General features: G+C 64.7%; 28 protein-coding genes. All 28 read left to right on the top strand.

Annotated features, from left to right (window positions below):
• Nucleotides 1–365 precede the first annotated feature (365 nt).
• Nucleotides 366–647, top strand: coding sequence for a hypothetical protein (locus AC07ZH_RS15060; RefSeq protein ID WP_495200427.1), 282 nt, complete (start codon nt 366–368; stop codon nt 645–647).
• Between the two features lie 120 nt (nt 648–767).
• Entirely contained in the window at nt 768–1,532 is a 765-nt protein-coding gene (locus tag AC07ZH_RS15055; protein WP_495200426.1) for a hypothetical protein, read from the top strand.
• 84 nt (nt 1,533–1,616) lie between these two features.
• Nucleotides 1,617–2,567, top strand: coding sequence for a hypothetical protein (locus AC07ZH_RS15050; RefSeq protein WP_495200425.1), 951 nt, complete (start codon nt 1,617–1,619; stop codon nt 2,565–2,567).
• Entirely contained in the window at nt 2,564–4,237 is a 1,674-nt protein-coding gene (locus tag AC07ZH_RS15045; protein ID WP_495200424.1) for a hypothetical protein, read from the top strand. The genes AC07ZH_RS15050 and AC07ZH_RS15045 overlap by 4 nt, the downstream gene beginning before the upstream one ends.
• A gap of 20 nt (nt 4,238–4,257) precedes the next feature.
• Entirely contained in the window at nt 4,258–5,652 is a 1,395-nt protein-coding gene (locus AC07ZH_RS15040; protein ID WP_495200423.1) for a hypothetical protein, read from the top strand.
• A gap of 17 nt (nt 5,653–5,669) precedes the next feature.
• Complete coding sequence (locus AC07ZH_RS15035) at nt 5,670–6,176, top strand: DUF2829 domain-containing protein (RefSeq protein WP_495200422.1); 507 nt, start codon at nt 5,670–5,672, stop codon at nt 6,174–6,176.
• Nucleotides 6,177–6,180: 4 nt separating this feature from the next.
• Entirely contained in the window at nt 6,181–6,393 is a 213-nt protein-coding gene (locus tag AC07ZH_RS15030) for a hypothetical protein (protein ID WP_495200421.1), read from the top strand.
• Nucleotides 6,390–7,532 (top strand): hypothetical protein, encoded by a 1,143-nt coding sequence (locus tag AC07ZH_RS15025; RefSeq protein WP_495200420.1) that lies wholly within the window; start codon nt 6,390–6,392, stop codon nt 7,530–7,532. Before AC07ZH_RS15030 ends, AC07ZH_RS15025 begins: the two co-directional genes overlap by 4 nt.
• 5 nt (nt 7,533–7,537) lie before the next feature.
• Nucleotides 7,538–7,879 (top strand): hypothetical protein, encoded by a 342-nt coding sequence (locus AC07ZH_RS15020; protein ID WP_495200419.1) that lies wholly within the window; start codon nt 7,538–7,540, stop codon nt 7,877–7,879.
• A gap of 477 nt (nt 7,880–8,356) precedes the next feature.
• Entirely contained in the window at nt 8,357–8,635 is a 279-nt protein-coding gene (locus AC07ZH_RS15015; protein ID WP_495200418.1) for an HTH domain-containing protein, read from the top strand.
• A gap of 21 nt (nt 8,636–8,656) precedes the next feature.
• Nucleotides 8,657–8,968, top strand: coding sequence for a hypothetical protein (locus tag AC07ZH_RS15010; RefSeq protein WP_495200417.1), 312 nt, complete (start codon nt 8,657–8,659; stop codon nt 8,966–8,968).
• 2 nt (nt 8,969–8,970) lie between these two features.
• A complete protein-coding gene (locus AC07ZH_RS15005; protein WP_495200416.1) occupies nt 8,971–9,297 on the top strand; it encodes a hypothetical protein in 327 nt (108 codons plus the stop codon).
• 52 nt (nt 9,298–9,349) lie between these two features.
• Nucleotides 9,350–9,613: a hypothetical protein gene (locus tag AC07ZH_RS15000; protein WP_495200415.1), complete on the top strand. Its 264-nt coding sequence runs from the start codon at nt 9,350–9,352 to the stop codon at nt 9,611–9,613.
• Between the two features lie 11 nt (nt 9,614–9,624).
• The gene (locus AC07ZH_RS14995; protein ID WP_495200414.1) at nt 9,625–9,864 is read left to right on the top strand and encodes a hypothetical protein; all 240 of its coding nucleotides are present in this window, start codon (nt 9,625–9,627) and stop codon (nt 9,862–9,864) included.
• A 5-nt stretch (nt 9,865–9,869) separates the two neighbouring features.
• Nucleotides 9,870–10,604 (top strand): adenine nucleotide alpha hydrolase family protein, encoded by a 735-nt coding sequence (locus AC07ZH_RS14990; protein ID WP_495200413.1) that lies wholly within the window; start codon nt 9,870–9,872, stop codon nt 10,602–10,604.
• Nucleotides 10,537–11,040: a hypothetical protein gene (locus AC07ZH_RS14985; RefSeq protein WP_495200412.1), complete on the top strand. Its 504-nt coding sequence runs from the start codon at nt 10,537–10,539 to the stop codon at nt 11,038–11,040. Before AC07ZH_RS14990 ends, AC07ZH_RS14985 begins: the two co-directional genes overlap by 68 nt.
• On the top strand, nt 11,040–11,327 hold the full coding sequence (locus AC07ZH_RS14980; protein ID WP_495200411.1) for a hypothetical protein: 288 nt from the start codon (nt 11,040–11,042) through the stop codon (nt 11,325–11,327). Before AC07ZH_RS14985 ends, AC07ZH_RS14980 begins: the two co-directional genes overlap by 1 nt.
• Complete coding sequence (locus tag AC07ZH_RS14975) at nt 11,324–11,608, top strand: hypothetical protein (RefSeq protein WP_495200410.1); 285 nt, start codon at nt 11,324–11,326, stop codon at nt 11,606–11,608. The genes AC07ZH_RS14980 and AC07ZH_RS14975 overlap by 4 nt, the downstream gene beginning before the upstream one ends.
• 160 nt (nt 11,609–11,768) lie before the next feature.
• A complete protein-coding gene (locus AC07ZH_RS14970; protein WP_495200409.1) occupies nt 11,769–14,438 on the top strand; it encodes a phage protease in 2,670 nt (889 codons plus the stop codon).
• Nucleotides 14,439–14,518: 80 nt separating this feature from the next.
• A complete protein-coding gene (locus AC07ZH_RS14965) occupies nt 14,519–14,980 on the top strand; it encodes a hypothetical protein (RefSeq protein WP_495200408.1) in 462 nt (153 codons plus the stop codon).
• Between the two features lie 15 nt (nt 14,981–14,995).
• The gene (locus AC07ZH_RS14960; RefSeq protein WP_495200407.1) at nt 14,996–15,616 is read left to right on the top strand and encodes a hypothetical protein; all 621 of its coding nucleotides are present in this window, start codon (nt 14,996–14,998) and stop codon (nt 15,614–15,616) included.
• Nucleotides 15,617–15,618: 2 nt separating this feature from the next.
• On the top strand, nt 15,619–16,164 hold the full coding sequence (locus AC07ZH_RS14955) for a hypothetical protein (protein ID WP_495200406.1): 546 nt from the start codon (nt 15,619–15,621) through the stop codon (nt 16,162–16,164).
• Nucleotides 16,161–16,592, top strand: a complete 432-nt coding sequence (locus AC07ZH_RS14950; protein WP_495200405.1) for a hypothetical protein — start codon at nt 16,161–16,163, stop codon at nt 16,590–16,592. The genes AC07ZH_RS14955 and AC07ZH_RS14950 overlap by 4 nt, the downstream gene beginning before the upstream one ends.
• Nucleotides 16,593–16,622: 30 nt before the next feature.
• On the top strand, nt 16,623–16,841 hold the full coding sequence (locus AC07ZH_RS14945; protein WP_495200404.1) for a hypothetical protein: 219 nt from the start codon (nt 16,623–16,625) through the stop codon (nt 16,839–16,841).
• A 28-nt stretch (nt 16,842–16,869) separates the two neighbouring features.
• Nucleotides 16,870–17,805 carry a phage tail tube protein gene (locus tag AC07ZH_RS14940; RefSeq protein ID WP_495200403.1) on the top strand — a complete coding sequence of 312 codons (936 nt, stop codon included), beginning with the start codon at nt 16,870–16,872 and terminating at the stop codon, nt 17,803–17,805.
• A gap of 64 nt (nt 17,806–17,869) precedes the next feature.
• On the top strand, nt 17,870–18,196 hold the full coding sequence (locus tag AC07ZH_RS14935; RefSeq protein WP_495200402.1) for a hypothetical protein: 327 nt from the start codon (nt 17,870–17,872) through the stop codon (nt 18,194–18,196).
• A 38-nt stretch (nt 18,197–18,234) separates the two neighbouring features.
• Complete coding sequence (locus tag AC07ZH_RS14930; RefSeq protein WP_495200401.1) at nt 18,235–18,642, top strand: hypothetical protein; 408 nt, start codon at nt 18,235–18,237, stop codon at nt 18,640–18,642.
• The coding region (locus AC07ZH_RS14925; protein WP_495200400.1) for a phage tail length tape measure family protein at nt 18,639–20,848 on the top strand (2,210 nt) is incomplete at its 3' end. The genes AC07ZH_RS14930 and AC07ZH_RS14925, both read left to right, overlap by 4 nt.

The raw sequence follows: 20,848 nt of genomic DNA, 5'->3' as shown, positions 1-20,848 counted from the left end.
GGCTTGATCTGGGACTGTGCGGCCTGCGTCGTTGCGGGCGCGGACATGGAACCCCCTTTTGGGCCGGCCTCACAGCCGGCCCTTTTTCTTGGAATTTGCACGCACGCCACTGCGTGTTTTGCGTTAAAGTCGCAGTGCCTGAGTGAAATCAGGACGGGTTTGGAAGCCCGAATGAGGCGGCGTAGAGCCGCTCCACTGGTAGGTGTTGCGGCTTTTTTTGCGTCTGTGCCCCGTTTTCGGCGGCTCGGGCGTGGGGAGCCGCAAGGCTCGCCGGTGCCTCATCGGTCTTCCAACCCGCGTTCGGGCCGCCACCTTTGTTTGGAAGCAAAGGAGCGGTAATTCAAACCGTGAATGAGGCGCTGACCATGAATACAGATACCACTCCCCCCGCACCGCCGGCCAATCTGGCTGCTTTGCACGAGGATTTTCGAGAAGCCGCGATTGAGACCAGGGGCTGTTACCGGGCGGTGTGCCTGCTGGTGCGGCTGCTGAACAGCGACAAGGGAGTGGCGTTCGAACTGACCGACCGCGAGGGAATGGCGGTGCTGTTGGAGGCGATACGGGACCGGCTGGAGCTGTCGGTTGAAGGGATTGGCATGACGGCGCAGGCGCTTGGCATGCCGGATGCTTGGGAATTGATGCACTGAAAGGCAAACATGGGCGCGTGTACTTTTTGCGGTGAGCCAGCAGGGTTTTTTCGCTCTGTGCACCCTGCGTGCAAAAAAAAGAACGACGAAGAAATCGAGTCGCAGGTCCATGCGACCGTATTGCGGGAAGGTGAGCAAGCCAGATTGCGACAGCGTATTTCTCTGTTGCTGGCGTCGGAAGCGCCACTTGCTGACGTTGAACTTGCGCTCGCGTCGGGGCTGGAAACCGGGCTGCTCTCTATGCAGGACAGGGAAGCGGCCTTGATCGACGCTTGGACGCGCACCGCTGATAAGTACCTGGATGACGGGCTGCTGTCCGAAGCTGAAGAAAAACGCCTGAGTGATGCGCAAGAGCGGTTTTCGCTCGACCCACGAAAGCTAGACCAAGACGGCGCCCTTACCAGGGTGGGCAAGGCGTCTGTCCTGCAGCGCTTGCTTTCTTCAGGGGAGCTCCCCAATGTAGAGGCCCCCGCTGGGTTCCCGGTCAATCTGCAGAAGAGCGAGCGGCTGGTGTGGGTTTTTCACGGCGTCCGCTACCTGGAAGACCGCGTGCGCCGTGAGTTCGTGGGGCGCTCGCAAGGCGTGAGCGTGCGGGTGGTCAGCGGGGTCTATGCGCGACTGGGGGCCTTCAAGGGCAAGCCGGTGTATTCGACCGACCGCGTGGAGGTTGGCCAGGGGTCGCTGGTGGTGACCACGAAGCACCTGTACTTCGTGTCGCCGGTTCACAGCATGCGCATCCCGTTTCGCAAGATCGTTTCCTTCGATCAGTTCTCAGACGCCATCGGCTTGATGCGCGATGCGGCCAGCGCGAAGCCGCAGTTTTTTGTGACCGGGGATGGTTGGTTCACGTACAACCTGATCACCAACGTGGCGCAGCTCGAATAAAATTCAAAATCCATAGCAAACGGGGCAAGCCGCAAGCCGGTTTGCCCCCTTTTTTTGCGCCTGTGTTTGGCCGCACCATGGAGCATGCCCAAGGATTGGTCCGCGAAGATTTCCACCGTCAATTTCCGTTGCACGCAGTGCCGTGCGGCGTTCGAGGGTGAGCCGGACCTGATCGAGGACGATGCGGAGCAGGCGCACCACCCGTTTCGCTATTTCGCCCATTGCCCTTCGTGCGGGGCGCAGCATCAGCCGCAGGCTTCATGGGAGCGGGCGCTGCTGAAGGCCCACCAGTTTTCCACGGGGCCGAAGTCTGAGCAGGGGAAGGCGGCGAGTGGCGCGAACCTGGATGGCCACCCGACACCGACCGAGGCGCTGCGCACCCGTTTCAATGCGATGAAGCATGGCGCGGCGGCGCGCACTGCGACTTACTTCCCGGCCAAGCCCGATGGCTATGCGTTTTGCGCACGCTGCGACGTGGACCGCGCATGGTGCGCGCAGCAGCCGGCTTGCGTGAAGCAGACCGAGATTTTCATGCTGCACCACGCGGCGTTTGAGCAGCGCAATCCGCGCGTGCTGTCGGCCATGCACGCCGATATGCACGCGGCGTTGATGGCGACGCTGCAAATGTGTATCCAGGAGGTGCTGGGGCTGGGCGTGCTGATCAAGGCGCCCAAGGTGGAGCTCGACCGCGAGGGCAACCCGGTAACGCTGACCTACACGGCCGAGGATGGCAGCAAGCGCTACATCTACAACTACACCAGCAACCCCGCGTTCAAGCCGCTGACGGAGCTGATTTCGCGCCTGGGGCTGTCGATGAGCGACCTGGGAATGACGGTGCGCGCTGCCGAAGACGACGAAGAGCGCAGCCTGGGCAAGCTGCAGATGGGTGAGGACACGCGCGAGACGTTGAACTCCTTTGGCGCCCGCATGCTGGAAGCCACCGAGAACGCGCGCCTGCTGATTACCAAGGCGAAGAAGGCGACGGCGGCAGACCCGGTGCTGGTGGAACACAAGGCGCGCGGGGGTGACCAGTGAGCCGCACCAGTGCCGCCCAGCGCGCCAAGAGCAGCCTGGTGGCTGAGCGCGAGATCATGCGGTTTGCGGTGCCTGACCCGGCGACCGGCATCCGCCCGCATGCGCTGTGGCACAAGCACGTGCACAACGTGGAGCTCGACCCGATCCAGTGCCTGAAGATGCAGGAGATGGACCAGCATGCGAACACGGTGGACTTCAGTTGCCGGCGCACGGGCAAGACGGCGGTGAAGGAGTGGCACAACCTGGAAGAGCTGGCGACCTCGCCCTTCCAGGAATGCGGCATCGTGGCGCCGCGCATGCAGCAGAGCCAGAACAACCTGAATTACATGCTGGACGCTATTCGGCGCAGCGAGATGCTGAGTGCCTTCATTGCCCACCGGCAAGGGCGCCCGCAACTCAAGGACACCAGCTTTCAGTTCGTGAACGGCAGCAAAACCACTGCCTTCGGGATCATGAGCCAGATCGACGGCGAATCGATCACTATTGCCGACCTCGAAGAAGCCGACGACATGCCGCAAGACCGGCTGATGTCGCGCTTTCTGCCCATGCTGGGATCCTCTCGCCGTGCCGGTGTGGATCCACGCGAACAGCAATTCAAACCGCGCATCCGCATTACCGGCGTGTACAAGGGCGCGGACGTGCTGCAGTCGCTCATCAACACCGGCGAATACCACGTGCTGCCAGCGGTCGACGTGCACTTGGGCGTGCAGCTGGGCATGGTGAACGCCGATTGGGCGAAAAGCATGCAGCTGCAGATGCCGCCCGATGAGTACATCCGGCAGTTCCTGTGCAAGAACATCCGGGCGCGCAACTGGATTTGGGAAGAGCACATTCGCCGCGCCAGCGCCCTGGGCCTTGAGGCGGGCCTGGAGCGCGCCTGCCCGGTACCGGGCCAGCGGTACAAGCGCCGCGGCTTGCTGAGCCTGGGCTACGACCACACCGGCCACGGCGAAGACCCGGCGGCGTCGAAAAGCGCGCTGGTGATTTGCGAGCAGCTCGGCAACTGGATCACCTTCCCGTTCGTGAAGATTTGGGCCGCTGGCGTGAGCGACAGCACGCTGGCGAAAGACCTGGTGGCGATTTGGGACTACTTCCGCCCCGACTACGGCATAGGCGACGCCTACGGCGTGGGCATGCTGACCGGCGTGAACGATGCGCTGTACCGCAAGGGCCTGACGCACGTGAACCGCGAGGTGGTGGCCGATGGCCAGAGCACCGCCAGCGCCTGGAACGAGTGGGCCTTTGCCCCCATGCGCTTCGAGGGCATGACGAAACACGTGATGGCCAGCGCGCTGCGCGAGGCCTTCCACCACAACCGCGCCGCCTTCCCGTATGTGGACGTGGCCGACGAACGCGAGCCCGAGGAATGGCTGGCCTTCGTGCGGCAGATGGGGAACATGAAGGCCACCCCCACGCAGGCGAGCTACAGCAGCTTTTCGATGGTGGACCGCAAGGTGGGCGACGACTTTTTCGACGCCGCCTGCGCCGCCGTGTACGCCCTGCTGACGCGCGGCCTGGCCGATGCCCCGGCCGTCATCCAGAGCCGCAAGCAAAGCCGAGAGAGTCTGCTGGCCGGGCCCGGCGTGGTGATGCAGCGCATTGCCAGCGCAATTCAAGGCTTTGGTCAGCGGTGGGCGCCATCGAGCGGCGGCATCTTGCTGCCGGCCTAAGAGCACAAGGAACCGACGACATGCGCAAAACCCTTTCCTCGCTGCCCAGTGCCGCCCTGACCCTCATCACCAATATGTGGCGTGACGTGTACCCGTCCACCACGCCCTTGCCGCAGGAGACCGGCGTGCGCCTGCCCGGCGACGATGCCCTGGCCCGCATGTACCGCAACATGTGGCTTGACACCGAGCGCCGCGCCATGGTGCGCACCGTGCGCGACATGGACCGGCGCGACGGCCGGGTCAAGCAGATCCACAACCGCCTGGCGCGCGACTGCATCCGTGGCGGCCTGGTGCTGCAGGTGAACGAGAAGGCCAGCAGCGAAGTGCTCAAGCGCGAATGGCGCGCCCTGCAGGGGCGCCTGCAGTTGGAGATGGGCGAGAAGCTCAAGAGCGATGCGCGCGGCTTCGTGATGGAAGGAAACCTGCCGCTGCAGCTCGTGCTGAACGACACGCAAGACGTGGTGGCCGCCATCCGCATGCCCAGCGAAACCCTGGTGCCGATCACCGATATCGGCGGGCGCTTCAAAAACCCGGCTGCGGCCTGGGAGCAGCGCGACGTGATGACCGGCACCACCATGGCGAGCTGGGCCGCCTGGCAAATGAGCGTGGCGCGGCTCGACCCCGACAACTTCGATGACCTGGGCAGCATGGGGCGGCCGTTTCTCGATTCGTGTGCCCACGTCTGGCAAAAGCTGACGATGACCGAAGAGGATTTGGTGCTGCGCCGACGCATGCGCGCCCCGCTGCGCATGGCCCACGTGCTGGAAGGCGCTGACGAACCCGCGCTGCTCGCTTACCGCAAGCAGGTGGAGGGCGAGCGCGGCGAAATCACCACCGACTACTACCTGAACAAGAAAGGGGGCGTCACCGCCGTGCAGGGCGACGCCACGCTGGGCGACATTGCCGACGTGGTGCACCTGCTCGACACGTTCTACGCCGGCAGCCCCGCGCCCAAGGGCCTGTTTGGCTACACCGAAGGCATGGCGCGCGACATTCTTGAAGACTTGAAGCGCAGCTACTACGACGAGGTGGACAGCCTGCAAGACGCCATGGCGGCCAGCTATACGGTGGCCTTCCGCATTCACCTGCTTTTCAAGGGCATTGATCCGGACGTGGGCGAATTCACCCTGCGCTTTGCCCAGCGCCGCACCGAGACGCCCAACCAGGTGGCCGACCTGGCGCTGAAGTACATGAGCCTGGGCCTGCCAGACGACATGGTGTACGCCGACATGGGGCTGGACCCGGACTACGTGCGCGACAAGCGCATCGAGCAGGCCGCGCGCAACGACCCGTACCCACCAGCCGCGCAGGGCGCCGGCGGGCGCGTGAACGTGACGCCGGGGAATGCGCCCAAGGGCGAGAGCGCGACGGCTATTGGCGTTGCGGGTAGCAATGGCGGCAAAGGCCGCTCTTAAATCAGGAGCAAAACAGCATGACAACGAAATACATCGGCGTAAAACTCATCAACGCCACCCCAATGAATCGGGCCGAATACAACACCTACCGCGGCTGGCCGTTGCCCGCCGATGAAGACGGCAGCGACCTCGGTTTTCTGGTGGAGTACCTGGACGGCGGCAAGGCCAACATGCCGGACCGAGCGGGCTATGTGAGCTGGTCGCCGGCGGACGTGTTCCAGCGGGCCTATCGGCAGTGCTCAGGGATGACGTTTGGCCTGGCCATTGAAGCGCTCAAGGCGGGCCAGCGCGTGGCACGCGCGGGGTGGAATGGCAAGGGTATGTGGCTGGAGTATGTCAAGGCCAGAGAAGTGCAACTGCATAAAGGCAACTTCGGTCCCCGCAATGAATACGACCATGACTGGCGCAGCCGTGTTCCTGCTTTGCTTCCATGGATCGGCATGAAGACGGCCGATAACAAGTTTGTGCCGTGGCTCGCCAGTCAGACGGACATGCTGGCCGAAGATTGGGTGCTGGTGGAGTGATGCCATGAAAGTCGAAATTGAACTGGGCAAGACCATCCACAGCCAGCCTCTCAGGTTGGTTGCCGCGCGCGCCAATCCGGGCGACCCATGGCAGTTTGGTTTGTTCAAGGACGCAGCGAATCAACGCGACGAAAACGATTCGATCCTTGGCCTGACCGTGGAAGTGCTGGAGGCCATCGGCAAGGCCGTCGCCACGGTGAAGGGCATCGAAGGGTGAAACAAGCCGCCGCCATCCGCCGCGCCAGCCGCCAGGCCCGCCACGCCATGCACGATCTTGACCGCCGTGGCGTGGAGGATCTGCTAGTGCTCTATGGCCGGGCGGCCGAGGAGGTGCGGGCGCGCATCGCGGCGGCGGTGGATGCACAGCAAGAGGTTCCCCAGCACCGCCTGCGCGAGCTGCTCGCGCAGATCGAGGCGGTGGTGGATGGCCTGAGCGCGGCGCGCGATGCGCTGGTGGCCCGCGCCATTGACCAGGCGGCCGAGCTGGGCGTGCGGCCCTACACCGCCCAGGGCTTGGGAGCCGTGGGCGCGCTCGATGGCGCAGGCAGCGCAAGTGCCGCAGGTGCCACCAGCGGCGCGCAGGCGGTGCTCGACAGCAGCGCCGCCATGCGCGTGCACCAGGCGGCGGTGCGCTTTGTGCGCGAGTTCACCCTGGCCGATGGCCTGACCCTCTCGGACCGGCTTTGGCGCCTGGACCTGGGCGCCAAGCAGGCGCTGACCCGCGCCATAGGCCAGGCCGTGGTGATGGGGCAGAGCGCATCCCGGGCGGCGCAAGACTTCATCCTGGCCGGCGACAAGGTGCCTGGCGACGTGATGGCCCGCGTGGTGGCCGGCCGGGCGGGGGCGTTGGCGCAAGCCGCCGGCACGCTGACCGACCGCGACAACGGCGTGTTCAGCCAGGTGGAGCGGGTGTTCCGCACCGAGATCAACCGGGCGCATGGCGAGGCGTACATGGCGGCGGGCGAGGGCACGCCGGGCTTTTCCGGCTGGCGGTTTTTGCTGAGCCCCGCGCACCCCAAGCCGGACGTGTGCGACCTGCTGGCATCGCAGAACCTGCACGGCCTGGGCCCCGGCGTGTACCCCGACCGCGCAAGCTGCCCCTGGCCAGCGCACCCGAACACACTGAGCTTCGTGGTGATGGCGTTTGAAGAGGAAGTGACCGACGCCGAGCGCGCCGGCAAAGAAACCGCCCTGCAGGCCCTGCAGCGCCTGGCGCCCGAGGTGCGCGATGGCGTGCTGGGCAAGACCAAGGCCACGTACTTCGACCAGGGCCTGCTGCGCACGGGGATGATCCGCGCGCCGCTGCGGGCGGTTGATGCCCGTTTGGCACGCCAGCGCTTGACTGGTAAGGGGTAGCAGCTATGAATTTTGATGACCTCTTGCAGCAGTACAAGGACAACCCGCGCCGGGAGAGCACCGCGCTGCTGCTGGAAGACGCCCGCCTGCTGCGCTACTGCGTGGTGTTCAAGCAGGTCAAGCCCCGGCGGCTGCATGACTACCCCATCGAGCGCACGTGGGAAGCGCTGTGGGACTGCGTGCACGTGGATACCGAGCGCCTGGCCATCCTGGCCGACGACGTGCCCGCCGTGGCGCTGCGCAACCTGGAGCGCATCAAAGGGCTGCGGCTGGTGTACCCGGATGGGACGGTGCAGCCCATGGTGGACAAAGTCATTGTGAAAAAGATCACGGATGCGCTTTCATAGCCGCTGGCTGTGGGCGCCTTGTGTAAAACGCCGTCCGTTGACGGGGAAAGGAGGTGAAAAATTATGGCAACACGTTTGCGTCGTGGCCGCGCTGAAGGGCGCCCCACTCGAAATGCGTACAACCGTGCGAGCAAGGCTACCAAGTCGAGCTATGCGCAGTTGACCCGCGCCGCTGGCTTGTCCGGTGGTCGTTCGTCGGGGTCGTGATAGCCCGAAACCCCTAATACCCGGCTTTATCAGTCGGGTATTTTTTGGCTATTGTTGATATTAGAAAATGATGCTACTATCCGGCATCGATTGAATAAATCGGTCCCCGCACCTCGGGGGTTTGCAGAGGTTTTTGGAGAATCAATATGCATAAAAGCATTCTTCGCACCATTGAAGCCGTGCGCCCCTTTGTACCCCGTATGCAGCTGCTGACCATGCCCGGCCACGGCCGAGCTTCTCAATCCCAAAAAATGAGCCTATCATGCCGCGATGAACCCAAAAATGGACAAGTCGCTCAGGCTGCTGGCCGCCCTGGATCGCCGCCCTCAGTCAAGCCATGAGCTGGCCGCCAGCCTGGACACAAGCAGGCCCACCGTGATTCGCCTGGTCGAGGACTTGCGGGGCATGGGCTGCCAGATCGAGGCCATGCGAGAGGGCCGGGCCGATTGGGCCTACCACTTGCGGGACTGGGGGGTTTTTTCGCCGGCGCGGGTGCGGCGGCATTTGGAAGAGATGGGGCATGGTGCCCCGACCCGCTCCGCTGGGTAGACGCGGACTTTGGAGATGGAAATGAAAAAAGTGATCGATGGCAAGGTTTACAACACCGAAACAGCTACCAAGATTGCCAGCTGGGACAACGGGATTTATGGAAGAGACTTCCAAGCCTGCGAAGAGACTTTGTATATCACCAGCAAGGGCACTTACTTTGTGCATGGTGAAGGCGGCGCGATGAGTCGCTGGTCGCAGCCGTGCGGTAGCAATGGAAGCTGCGGCGGCAGTGGCATCGAGGTCTTGAGTCACGCGAAAGCGTTGGAGTGGTGCGAGACCCACGGTGTGGATGCTGACGTGATCGCCGAGCACTTCGAGATTGAGGAAGGCTGATCGTGGACGAAAAATTGGTCCGTATCCATATCCCGCAAGGGCTCGACTTTGCGGCACTGAAGCTGAGCCGAGACCCGGTGACCCTGGATGTCGAGTTCGACTGGGCGCCGATTGAGGCCATTTGCAGGGAGTCGGGCATCGACATTGCCCTCTTCAGAGATCAGCCAGAGGACAACGTGGCGGGGTTGATTCACCAGTGGTATCTGGAGCACCTGGAGCGCGGCGGTGCGCCGGACCCGGTGCAAGAGATGCTGCTGGCGGAAGTTCAAGCCGAATCTGCCGCTGGTGGGCAGGTGGGGGTGATCAACCACGGTGGGAAATTGCAATGACCGTCTGCGTCTTTCAACTGCCGCATAGGCAGCCAACCAACAGGAGCAAGCAATGCCAAAACTTTTTGATGTCTTAGATGGCTTTATTTCCAACGTGGGTGACCTGGTTAATGACCGTGCCGAGATTGAAGAGCGTTTGCAGAGCACCTATGAAATTCGCCTGTACGCGGAATCATTTGCCGACGGTGAGCAGATCAGCGAGGCCGATGCAGTTCGCATTTCAAAGGCCGGGCTTGAATGGGTGCGCAGCGTGAACGAGGGCAATGGGGAATGGGGCCGCATGCGGCATGAAGCCATGGCGGCGCTGGAAGATTGAAGGGGCCTGCAATGACAGACCAAGACATTTTCGATGCCTGCCGCCAGCATGGCGCCAAGGTTGTCTATGACGCCGCGCACCGGCACATGGGGGGCGACAAGGTTCGCGGCCTTTCCAGTGTGGGACTTGCTGCTGTGAACCTGGGCGAGGTGGTGCATGTATCCAGCCTGGCTTATGCCCAACTATGGCCGGCCGCGCAGTCCATTGACTACGCGCAGGCGACGGCTGAGCTGTCTCGTTTTGAGAAGTGAGCAGCATGACTAACCCCGTCTGCGAGGTGGTGCGCGCCGCCACCGGCCACGACAAGGCCCTGCTGTCGTTTTCCTTGGGGAAAGACAGCTGGGCTGCCTGGCTGAGTGCGCGCGACTACTTCGACTTCACCCCGTACTACCTGTACCTGGTGCCCGGCCTGGAGTTCGTGGGGGATTACATCGCCTATGCCGAGCAGAAGCTGGGCAAGCACATCGTGCAGCTGCCGCACCCTGCTTTTTACCGGTGGATCAACCATGCCACCTACCAGGCGCCGGAGCGGCTGCGCATCATCGACGCGGTGGGCTGGCCAAACTTTGAGTACGACGACATGCGCGGCGCGGTGATCGAGGATTGCAACCTGCCCGAAGATGTGTGGACCGCCACGGGCGTGCGCGCAGCGGACAGCCCCATGCGCCGGGCTTCGCTGATCAAGAGCCAGGGGGTGAACGCCAAGCGCCAGTATTTCTACCCGTGCTGGGACTGGAAAAAGGAGCAGCTGCTGGCCGAGCTGGTCAAGGCCGATATCAAGCTGCCTGTGGATTACAAGGTGTTCGGGCGCTCGTTTGACGGCCTGGACCTGCGCTTTCTGATCAAGATCAGGGAGCATTTCCCAAGGGACTACCGGACCATCCTGGACTGGTTCCCACTCGTGGACATGGAGATTGCCCGCTATGAATTCGCCCAACGCAACGGCACCGCACGGCTCGCAGGGGACCGACACCGACCTGTCAGCGCTTGACGGCCTGGACGATTTGGACGGTGGTGGCCTGGACGGGCTCGATAGCCTGGACGGCCTGAAAGCGCTCGACGCCGACGATGGCCCGGACATCGATGACCCGATTGGTGAGCTGGACTACGACACCCTGACGAACGAGGAAGTGGCTTTGAAGGAAACCAGCGCGGTGCTGGAAGCCTTCAAGGCGCGTTCGAAGGCGGAGCAGGACCGATTCAAGCTGGCGACCGACAGCGAGTATTGGGTGGGCCTGTGCTTTCAGACGCGGGAGCAAAAGGAGGCATTTCTGACCGCCGCCAAGCTGATTCGCCATGGCGACAAGTACATCGACGGCCAACTGCTGGCGCAGCGCATGGGCATCGAGCTGCCGCCTGCGGCCGTGCCCTACAACGTGAGCGCCAAGGTGGATGCGAAATACGCGGCGCTGGTGAAGGATCTGTGATGGACGAATTGAGACCATCGTTCTTGGACAACGTGCGTAGTGCGCGTTACAGCGTCAAAAAGGCAATGGATGGCGGTCAAAGCGCTGTACGCGTTTGCTTATCGATCCTGTGGGCGAGTCGATTCGAGGGATTGGCTGAGGTGGAGGCGTCAGGATTATTTTTGAACCCGCCTACCCATGCCGCCCGCTTTTACGGTGTTCCGGTGGAGGATAGCGCGCAGGTCAACGTGGCCGAAGTTCATTTTGCCGATGGCACTTTTGTGACAGTGGACCTGGTGCGACCATGAACCTAGCTCACCCCTACGGCGACGGCAACCACCACCGCATGAGCTGGCGGCGGGCTTGGGATGTGGACGTTGACGGGCTGACCGCCACGCACCGCGAGACGGGGTTTGTGGTGGCGTTCGAGCCGAGCCCGGCGGGCGGGTACACGGCGCGCATCGGGTGCACACTGCCGCCCTTCGGGCCTGACGGCGAGCAGGCCATGGCGCAGATGTTCGGGCTGCGGCAACTGCTCAAGGATGGATGGGACATATTCCACACGGTTGCGCGCAAGGCGCAGGCGTAGTCCACCCGGATATGGGAATCCCCATATCCCCAAAAACCGCTCCAAAATCCATAGCTGCCAGCGCTTGCCGATAAAGCGCTAGGCGCGCTTTTTGCCCCCTTTTTTAGCGCGCTGCAATTGCTCATGATGCCCACGCGGACAACCCCGCGTCAGAGGCACCATGAAGCGTTTCACCCTTATTGCTCTTGCAGTCATGGCCGTGTCGGCGGTGGCTGCGTGGAAGGCGCCGCCGGCAGGGCGGCACATTCGCCTGGGGCATGAGGATGGGGTGCCGGGCCGGGTGCGGTTCCTGTCGCAAAGCATTTCGCTCGCCGAGGGCGCCAAGACTTCGTGGATCACGCTGACCCGTGTCGGGCAGTTCCACGACCCGCGCTATGGCGACTTTGCGATCACCCACGCCATGCTGGCGCAGATGGTGCAGAACTTCGATGGCCGCGTGCTGGGGCAGGACGTGTTCATTGACGTGGCGCACCGGCCAGACGATGGCGCCGCGGCCAAGGTGCTGCGGCTGTCGGTCGAAGACGGGCGGCTGCGCGCCCTGGTGGAGTGGACGCCGTTTGGCGTGCAGTCCGTCAAGGAGCGGGGCTTTACCTACCTGTCGGCCGAATACCACGAAGCGTGGCAGGACAACGAAAAAAAGCAGCAGCACGGCTGCGTGCTGCTGGGTGCGGGCCTGACGAACCGGCCCGTGATTTCGCGCCTGGACGGCATCGACCCCAAATCCCTTTCGCAGGACAACGACCACGACGCGAGCGTGCGCGTGGCCGTGTCCCACCAACTTCTCAAAGAACTGCAGGAGCAGGACACCATGAACTTCATTGAACAACTCAAGGCGCATTACAAGGCGTTGGGCCTGTCGGACGCTGTGGCCACCAAGCTGCTGGCCGAGGCGCAAAAGCAACTCGACGCGGCTGCCGCCGACCAGGCCAAATGCCTGTCGCTGGTGGAGACCTGGAAGGCCAACGGCGCTGCGGTGCATGAGCAGGTGAAGGCGCTGGCCGCCCAGAACCACGGCACGCCGCAGAACGTGACGATTACCCTGGCCACGCCCGCTGTGGACGTGGACGCCGCCGTCAAGCTGGCCATGAAGGCGGCTGACGACGCCAAGACGCTGGCGCAGACCACCATTGCGGCCAAGCACAAGCTGCTGTCCGACACCATCAAGGACGGCTGCAAGGAGATGAGCGCCGACGAAGTGGCCGCGCTGACCGCCAAGGCCGCGCCCATGGTGACCGAGGCGACCACCGACGAACAGGTGAAGGGCCTGGCGCAGATGCAGGTAGACCACGCCATGCAGCTCAGTGCACAGGCCAAGCTGCAGGGCCTGGGCTATGTGCAGATTGCGGGCAACGCGCGCATCAGCGTGGACAGTTCGAACAGCATCAAGAGCCTGCAGGCCACCATTGACAAGCGCCTGGGCTACGAGGGCATGAACGAGGCCAAGCGCTTCGAGAAGACGGGCGGCAAGCTGCTCGCGGTGAACAAGGACTTTGCCGAGAAGGCGCTGGCCCAGTTCGACGCCGAGAACGGCCAGCGCCTGGACGCCGAGCACAAGATGCTCGCCGCCGGTACCGGCAGCATCAGCGACGTGGCCGTGCCCGTGGTGGCCGAGCGCACCGTGCTGCGCGAGGCGCTCTACAACTTGACCAGCCTGGCCTTCGTGAATGCCGGCACGGCCCCGTTTGCCAACGTGCTGACGGTGCCCTACAGCTACCGCGACCGGTCTGCCGCTGGCGTGGGGGCGCTGCGCCGCTATGAAGGGCAGGGCATTCGCCGTGCGGGTGTGATCCAGACGCAAGAAGAGGCCCGCCCCATCCCGCAAAAGCTGGCCTACCTGGTTTCGAGCGAGCTGCGCCTGCTGATGAGCGCCGCTCCCATCGACTTCGACCCGCTGGCCGAGAACATCCGCAACATCGTGCGGATCGTGGGCGAGGACACCGAGGCGATCAACTACAACGAAATAGTGTTTTCCGCCGACGAAGCGGGCGCCGTGGCGTTCAGCGACACGCTCACGGCCCAGTGCAACGGCACGAACGCGGTGTTCGTCACCAGCGTGTTCCCGGTGGTGCGCCCGCGCCAGGCCTACGACCTCAAAGGCAATGCGGTGGGCAGCCCGACCAATGCGCTGACCATCACCTACGACGGCACGGTGCGCACCGAATACGCCCTGCCGGCCGATGGCAGCGCGCTGGCCAACGGCATTTACTACGCCATGGACTGGAACCTGGGCGAACTGCGCCTGCTGGACCAGACCGGTACGGTGGTGGTGCCTGCCAATGGCAAGGTGCTGACGGTGGCGGGCTTCCGCGCCACGAACCGCTCTGTGTGGGACATGGACGCGGTGGGCGGCGAGAACATCCGCGACCGCTACGACCGCCTGCTGACCGAGATTGGCAACCGCAAGGTGGTGATCGAGAACGACCGCTACTACACGGCCAACTTCGCGCTGATGAGCGGCGCCATGGACAACGCGCTGACGCAGGCCGAGAGCTTCCGGGCCAGCAGCTCGCGCGTGGCCACGGGCCTGGCGGCGGATGGATCGCTGGGCTTCACCAAGGGCGTTCCCACCTTCAACCCCACCGCGCCGGGGCTGGTGCTGGGCGACAGCCGCATTTTGGTGGGTGAGCGGGCGAACACGCGCTTTCGCATGGTGAAGGCCTTTGCCATGAACCCGCCCGAGCAGGCGCGCAACGCGAACGGCCAGTACACCGACCAGCAGGAAGGCTTTGGCACGCAGTACATCGTGAGCCACACGCCGACGCAGCTCAAGAACAGCCTGACCTCGATCGTCGTCTACAGCGGCACGGGCCGTGTGGCGCGGGCTGCCTAATAACCCTAAGAGCGACTGTGAAACCCCCTGAGCGCGCCCATTGGAGGCGCGCCAGGGGCGCAGCAGCAAAGGAGAACCCCATGGGCACCCGACACATCGAGAACCACACGCGCAATGCCATCTTCGTGGGTGGCAAGCTGATCCCCCCAGGATCTGGCCGCGACATTGACGAAGCGCTGTTGCCCCCCGAGCGGCGCGGCGCGCCTGAGCAGGACGGTGCGCCGGCAGAACCCACGATGGCCGAGCTGGTGCAGGCGCTGCAAGCGCGCAGCGTGAAAGACATCACCGCCGAGCTGCCCGCCCTGAAGCAAGAGGCGCTCGACATGCTGCGCGAAGCCGAGGGCGCCTCTGCGACCCCGCGCACCAGCCTGCTGGCCGCCCTGGATGCCGAGCGCCTGCGCCGCGCCAATGATCAGTTGCAGGCCGATGCCGACGCGGCCTATGCGAAGCAGCTTGCCGCTCTGACGCCCGAGCAGCTCGCTGCGATTGGCGAAGGCGCTGCGGTTGGTAAGGCGGGCGCTGGCGAAGCGCCCCAGGCATAAGGGCAGCGCGCAGCCATGGCCTTGCTTTTGTCATCGGTGGTAGCAGCCTTCAAGGCTTCGCTGGGCGACGCCGCGGCGCAGTTTCGCGCGGCTGCCGATGGTGACTTTGTGCGCATGCTGCAGGTGGCGCTGCCCGACATGCAGGCCAAGCGCCCGGTGACGCGGCCCGGCGAGGTGGCGCTGTTCGCCTACCAGCCGAGCTATTTGCTGGCGTACCCCGACTTTGCCGCTTTCAAAACCCATTTGTGGGCCGAGCCATCGCAGACACCCAAGCCGTGGGATGCGTGCTGGCCCGGCGCCGTGCCGCGCGTGGCGGCGCAGCGCGACGGCACCGACTGGTACCTGGAACTCAGCCCCGCGCCCACGCCGCGCCAGTTGGCGGTGTGGGGCAGCACGCTCAAGTTTTGGTACTTCGCCCGGCATGTGCTGAGCGACACAGTGGGCGAATCGACCGTGAACGACAACGACCTGGGCCTGCTGCTGCTGCGTGCCCAGGCCGAAGCGATGCGCGAACTGGCGATCCGCAACGTGGTGAAGATGACGCAAATGCGCGACGGCTACAGCGGCACGCCGCGCAACGGCACGCCCACAGCGCTGTTCGAGGCGCTGATGAATGAATTCAAGGAGGCGCGCTAGCCATGGCGACCTCGAACGTGCATGTGGTGAGCGCGCAAATGCGCGCGCAGGGCGCTGGCCTGGAGCAGGCGCTGGGGGCCGAGCTGGCCGCCATTGCGCAGCACGCCGCGGTGCTGATGAAGAACCGGGCGCCGAAGTTTCGCAGCACGCTGACCAACTCGATTCACGCCGAGCAAACCGGCGATCTCGAATGGAGCGTGGGGCCCGGCGTGGCCTACGCCCAGGCCGTGGAAGAGGGCGTGAAGCCCGGCAAGGGTTTGCCGGTATGGAGCGACCCGGCTGCAGCCGACATCAAGGCCTGGCTGACCTCCAAGGCGTTTGCCGGGCGCCGGCGCGCTCGCAAGAACACCACGGGCGCGCTGCAGGAGAACCTGGAGCTGCGCGACCGCTACGAAGGCCTGGCCTGGCATGTGCGGCATTTCGGCATCAAGGCGCAGCCCTTCGTGGGGCCGGTGGCCGAGCAGATGCAGCGCACTTTCCCCGCCCGCATGGAGCAGGCGGGGCGCGAATTTCTGGCCAGCAGCGGCGCGGCAGGGGGTGCAGCGTGAACGCGCTCGATACCGCCCTGGATGCGATTGCTGCCAGCCTGGCCGCAGCCCTGCCGCTGCGCGTGGTGCAGCGCAGCCTGGTGCTCGACCCCCTGAACCATGACCCCGCCGCGCTGGAGCAGGGCGTGATCTGCCTGGTGGCCGGTGGCGGTGGGCGCTTTGCCAACTACCGTGGCCGCGAGGGGCAACTGGGCCACTGCACGCTGGGTGTGGTGGGCTTTGTGAAGGTGGCCGAAGGCAGCGACGCGCTGGCGGTGGAGCAGGCCGAGCTGGCCCTGCTGTCTGATGTGCTCGCCTGGGTGGCGGCGCCTGTGGCCCCCGGCAGCCCCGTGCCCTGGGACAGCGCGCTGCCGCAGGACTGGCGCTGCAGCCGGCAGATGGAACACCCCTACGGCTGGATCGTGCTGGACCTGGACGTGCGGCCGTGATTGCAACCCCGTTTTCCAAGGAATGAAGCCATGAATGAAGACGCCCCCGACACAACGACAACCGATGGCGCCGCTGCACTGCGCGCCCCCATGCCCACCCTGATGCGCACGCCCATGCCCATGCCCGAGGGCGGCTGGCCAGCGGACGAATTTACCGGCCAGGCCGGCAGCTTTGCCCGCGACCCCTACACGGGCAAGCGCACCCGGCTGGAAGACCCCACCGGCCCCCGGCCCGGCGCGATCGTCTGAGCCACCCCCCCATTTCTAGGAGAACGACATGGCATTGAAGATGAGCAACCTGGTGCTGCTGGCAATGAAGCAGACCGCCCTGGGCACGCCGGCCGCGCCGGTACCGGGCACGAACGCCATCCTGTGCAAGGGGCTGACGCCGCAGCCGATCAAGGGCAAGTTCGTGGAGCGCGCCCTGATTCGCGGCGCCAAGGGCAATTACGGCGCCATCGTGGCGGGCGAGCACCGGCAGTTCGAGTTCGAGGTGGAGCTGGCGGGCAGCGGCGCTGCCGGCACGGCGCCCAAGTTCGCGCCGCTGCTGCTGGGCTGCGACTTTGCCGAGACGCTCAGCGCCGGGGTCAGCGCGGCCTACCAGCCGCACGGCGCCGAGGGCGACTACCTCACCCTGTTTGCCTACCTCGACGGCGTGCTGTTCAAGATGACAGACGCCAAGGGAACGGTGAGCTTCACGCTCAATGCCGAAGACATTCCGGTGATGAAGTTCACCTACATCGGCAAGTACGAGACGCCGACCGATGTGGCCTTCCCCACGGGCATCGTGTTCACGGGCTTCCAGAAACCGCTGACGGTGGGCGACACCAACACCGCCACGTTCACGATTGCCGGGCTGGATCTGGTGACGCAGAGCTTCTCGCTCGACATGGCCAACCAGACGGCCTGGAAAGACATGATCAACCGGGCCGGCGTGCGCAGCCCCGACCGCAAGCCCACGGCCAGCGCCGTGTTCGAAATGACCACGGTGGCCACCAAGAACTGGGCAGAAGACGTGCGCCTGGGCACCGAGATGGCGCTGGCCATCGTGCACGGCACGGTGGCGGGCAACAAGGTGGGCATTACCGCGCCCAAGCTGCAGTTCAGCCAGGAGCCCAGCCTGAGCGACACCGACCGCGTGGCCATGCTGAACGCCAGCTTTGCCGTGATGCCCAACTCCGGCAACGACGAAGTGGTGCTGACCTTCACCTGAAGCGCGGCGCCCCACAGACCCGTATCAACCCGTATCACCCCCCCCATTTTTTCAAGAGATTCCCATGGCATTCAAACGCGCAATTACCCCGACCTTTTCCATCGAAGCCACCGTGAACGTGGCCAACGACCGCGGCGGGTTCGACAAGAACACGCTGATGTGCAAGTTCAAGCGCGCCACGCCCGATGAGCTGAAAGACCTGCGCGACGTGCCGCACCAGGATGTGGTGCGCCGCCAGTTGGTGGACTGGGAGCTGGTGGACAAGGACACGAACGAGAAGGTGCCTTTCAGCAGCGAGGAGCTCGAAGCCATCTTGTCGATCAGCTCGGCGCCGGTTGGGCTGGCTGCCGCCTTCTGGGAAGGCAGTGCCGGGGCGCGCGCAAAAAACTGACCGAGGCGGCGCAGCACTGGGCCCGCCTGACCGCCGGCGTGCCCGAGAAGCGCCGCCAGGCGGTGCCGGTGGATGCAGCGGTGGAAGCCGGCATGCGGGCCATGGGCGCCACGGAGGAAGCGGTGGAGCAGGCCCGGGCCGAGCGGGCGGGCGAGCAGAAGGCCGCCGACGAAGAGCAGGACGCCTTCGAGGTGTACGAGGACAACTGGGAGGACTGGATGTTCTTTTTGCGGGTGCAGGAGCAGTGGGTGTTTGCGGGCATGGACGGGCGCAGGGTGTGCCTGAACTGGCCCGGAATTGCCGCGTTTGCCGGCATGGCCGGTGTGCGCCACCGGCGCCTGGCACGCCGCACCGAGGCGCTTGAAGTTATTCAGCGGGCGGTGCTGCGCGAAGACAACCGGATTGCGGCCAAGGCCAAACGAACCAAGAAAAGTCGCACGCGATGAACACGAACCTGGGCGCCCTGGTGATGAAGCTGGTGCTGGAAGCACGCCAGTTCCGCCAAGACCTGGACCAACAAACGGCCCAGACCGAGGCGGCTGTGGGGAAGCTGGAGAAGTCCACCACTTCCATGGGCGCGGCGGTGAAGGGCATTGTGGAGGGCCAGAGCACGGCGGCGGAGTCGGCCAGCCGGGCGCTGGCGGTGCTGGGGCCCGTGGGCGCCGCGGCCGCGCTGGCTGTGGGCGCGGCGACGGTGGCCTACATACAGGGCGCCAAGGAGGCACGGGCCTACGAGAGCGCGTTGATCCTCACGGGAAATGCCGCAGGCACCACGGCGGGGCAAATGGCCGACATGGCCAAGGCGGTGGGCCAGGTGGTGGGCACGCAGGGGCAGGCGGCGGCCACGCTGGCCCAACTGGCGGGCAGCGCGCGCGTGCAAGGGCAAGACCTGCAGAAGTTCGCCGCGACAGCCAACGAGATGGAGCGCACGGTGGGCACGGCGGTGGGCGACACCGTGAAGCACTTTGCCGAGCTGGGCGACGCGCCGGTGAAGGCCAGCGTGAAGCTGAACGAGACGATGAACTACCTCACGGCCGCGACCTACGACCAGATCAAGGCGGCAGAGGACCTGGGGGACAAGGAGCGGGCGGCGTCGATTGCGCAGAACGCGTTTGCCGATGCGTCGGCTGAGCGCACCAAGCGCATCAAAGACAACCTCGGATTTCTGCAGACGGCATGGAACGAGGTGCGCCTGATTGCGGACCGGGCATGGGATGCGATGCTCAACGTAGGGCGCCCGGACACCATGGCCGACCAGATCGCCAACGTGCGCCAGAAGATCGCGGATGCGCAAGGCCAGAACCCCAACCGCCCGTTCAGCCTGCCGTGGGATACGCCGCTGGCGGATCTGAAGCAGCAGCTTTCGTTCCTGACCGAGCAGGAGCGAATGATCAAGCGGGGGACCGAGGCCGAGGCTGAGCGTGCCCGTGTCAACAAGCTCTACATCCAGTACGACCAGGAGGGCGACGCCTTCAAGACCAAGGCCGCCAAGCGCGACGAGGCCATCGCCAAGGCGCAGACGGAAGGCCAGCAACTGGTGAACGCGGGGCTGATCACCGAAGAGCAGCTGCGCGCGCGGCTGGCCGACATCAAGGCGAAGTACGACACCAAATCAACGGCAGGCGGCGCGAACGAGTCCGAGGTGGCCGCGATTCGCGCCAAGACGGTTGAGCAAGAGAAGTACCTGGCGCTGCTCAAGTCGGATGGGGCGGACGCACAGAAGATGACCGAGGGCGAGCAGTTGGTCATCAGGATTCAGCAGCAGTTGCAGACCTCGATCAGCGGGGTGGCGCGGGCCGAGAAGGAGAAGGCGCTTGCCGCGGCGCAGTCGCTGGCGTTGGTGGACCGGCAGGTGGCGTCTGAGCAGGCGCGCCAGAAGGCGCTCAAGGCCGAAGAGGCGGCGCTCAACAGCCAGGTTGATGCGGTGCGCAAGCAGGCCGACAGCATCAACGGCCAGGCGAGCGCCCAGGATGCGGTGAACGCGAACTACGGCAAGTCGAAAACCGCGATCGAGCAGGCCACGCTGGCGCTGATGCAGCAGCAGGCGGCAGAGGCAGAGTCGTCGGACCAGTTCGCACCGGCCTACGTTGCCGCGCTTGAGAAGAAGATCGCCGCGCAACAGCACTGGGTGGCGACGCTGCAGGACACGGAGTACCTGCAGGCGAGCCGCAAGCTGGATGAGTCGGCAGCGGCGTCGGCCGAAGAGGCCAAGTCGCTGGAGCTGCAGGTGTCGCTGATCGGGCAGTCGCAGCAGGAGCGCGAAAAAATCATTGCGCAGCGCAAGGTCGAGGTGGACCTTGCCAAGCAGCTTGCCGAGATCGAGAAGCTGAACCTGGGCAGCGGGCCGGAGGCAGAGGCCAAGCGCCTGGAGCTGCGCAACAAGGCGATTCAGAACTCGTTCATCAACAGCAACAACGCCGCCAACAAGGCCATGGTGGACGAGTCGCAGCGCACGGCCGACAGCATCAACAGCAGCCTGACCGACGCGCTGCTGCGCGGGTTCGAGAGCGGCAAGGGGTTCGCGGCGAACCTGGGCGACACCGTTGAAAACATGTTCAAGACGATGGTGCTGCGGCCTGTCATCAGCTTCATCCTCAGCCCAATTTCTATGGCGCTGGGCGGGTTGTTTGGCGGCATGGGTGGGGCGATGGC

This window comes from Simplicispira sp. GW247-4R2A (assembly GCF_059424465.1).
This window is presented reverse-complemented; position numbering and strand designations above follow the sequence as displayed.

What these genes read in the sequence shown, in the direction of transcription:
- AC07ZH_RS15010 (WP_495200417.1), top strand. Translation starts at nt 8,657, where the DNA reads ATGAAAAAAGTGATCGATGGCAAGGTTTACAACACCGAAACAGCTACC.
- AC07ZH_RS15050 (WP_495200425.1), top strand. Translation starts at nt 1,617, where the DNA reads ATGCCCAAGGATTGGTCCGCGAAGATTTCCACCGTCAATTTCCGTTGC.
- AC07ZH_RS14965 (WP_495200408.1), top strand. Translation starts at nt 14,519, where the DNA reads ATGGGCACCCGACACATCGAGAACCACACGCGCAATGCCATCTTCGTG.
- AC07ZH_RS15060 (WP_495200427.1), top strand. Translation starts at nt 366, where the DNA reads ATGAATACAGATACCACTCCCCCCGCACCGCCGGCCAATCTGGCTGCT.
- AC07ZH_RS14975 (WP_495200410.1), top strand. Translation starts at nt 11,324, where the DNA reads ATGAACCTAGCTCACCCCTACGGCGACGGCAACCACCACCGCATGAGC.
- AC07ZH_RS14935 (WP_495200402.1), top strand. Translation starts at nt 17,870, where the DNA reads ATGGCATTCAAACGCGCAATTACCCCGACCTTTTCCATCGAAGCCACC.
- AC07ZH_RS14990 (WP_495200413.1), top strand. Translation starts at nt 9,870, where the DNA reads ATGACTAACCCCGTCTGCGAGGTGGTGCGCGCCGCCACCGGCCACGAC.
- AC07ZH_RS14985 (WP_495200412.1), top strand. Translation starts at nt 10,537, where the DNA reads ATGAATTCGCCCAACGCAACGGCACCGCACGGCTCGCAGGGGACCGAC.
- AC07ZH_RS15035 (WP_495200422.1), top strand. Translation starts at nt 5,670, where the DNA reads ATGACAACGAAATACATCGGCGTAAAACTCATCAACGCCACCCCAATG.
- AC07ZH_RS14960 (WP_495200407.1), top strand. Translation starts at nt 14,996, where the DNA reads ATGGCCTTGCTTTTGTCATCGGTGGTAGCAGCCTTCAAGGCTTCGCTG.
- AC07ZH_RS14945 (WP_495200404.1), top strand. Translation starts at nt 16,623, where the DNA reads ATGAATGAAGACGCCCCCGACACAACGACAACCGATGGCGCCGCTGCA.
- AC07ZH_RS15020 (WP_495200419.1), top strand. Translation starts at nt 7,538, where the DNA reads ATGAATTTTGATGACCTCTTGCAGCAGTACAAGGACAACCCGCGCCGG.
- AC07ZH_RS15000 (WP_495200415.1), top strand. Translation starts at nt 9,350, where the DNA reads ATGCCAAAACTTTTTGATGTCTTAGATGGCTTTATTTCCAACGTGGGT.
- AC07ZH_RS14995 (WP_495200414.1), top strand. Translation starts at nt 9,625, where the DNA reads ATGACAGACCAAGACATTTTCGATGCCTGCCGCCAGCATGGCGCCAAG.
- AC07ZH_RS15040 (WP_495200423.1), top strand. Translation starts at nt 4,258, where the DNA reads ATGCGCAAAACCCTTTCCTCGCTGCCCAGTGCCGCCCTGACCCTCATC.
- AC07ZH_RS14955 (WP_495200406.1), top strand. Translation starts at nt 15,619, where the DNA reads ATGGCGACCTCGAACGTGCATGTGGTGAGCGCGCAAATGCGCGCGCAG.
- AC07ZH_RS15015 (WP_495200418.1), top strand. Translation starts at nt 8,357, where the DNA reads ATGAACCCAAAAATGGACAAGTCGCTCAGGCTGCTGGCCGCCCTGGAT.
- AC07ZH_RS14980 (WP_495200411.1), top strand. Translation starts at nt 11,040, where the DNA reads ATGGACGAATTGAGACCATCGTTCTTGGACAACGTGCGTAGTGCGCGT.
- AC07ZH_RS14970 (WP_495200409.1), top strand. Translation starts at nt 11,769, where the DNA reads ATGAAGCGTTTCACCCTTATTGCTCTTGCAGTCATGGCCGTGTCGGCG.
- AC07ZH_RS15030 (WP_495200421.1), top strand. Translation starts at nt 6,181, where the DNA reads ATGAAAGTCGAAATTGAACTGGGCAAGACCATCCACAGCCAGCCTCTC.
- AC07ZH_RS14940 (WP_495200403.1), top strand. Translation starts at nt 16,870, where the DNA reads ATGGCATTGAAGATGAGCAACCTGGTGCTGCTGGCAATGAAGCAGACC.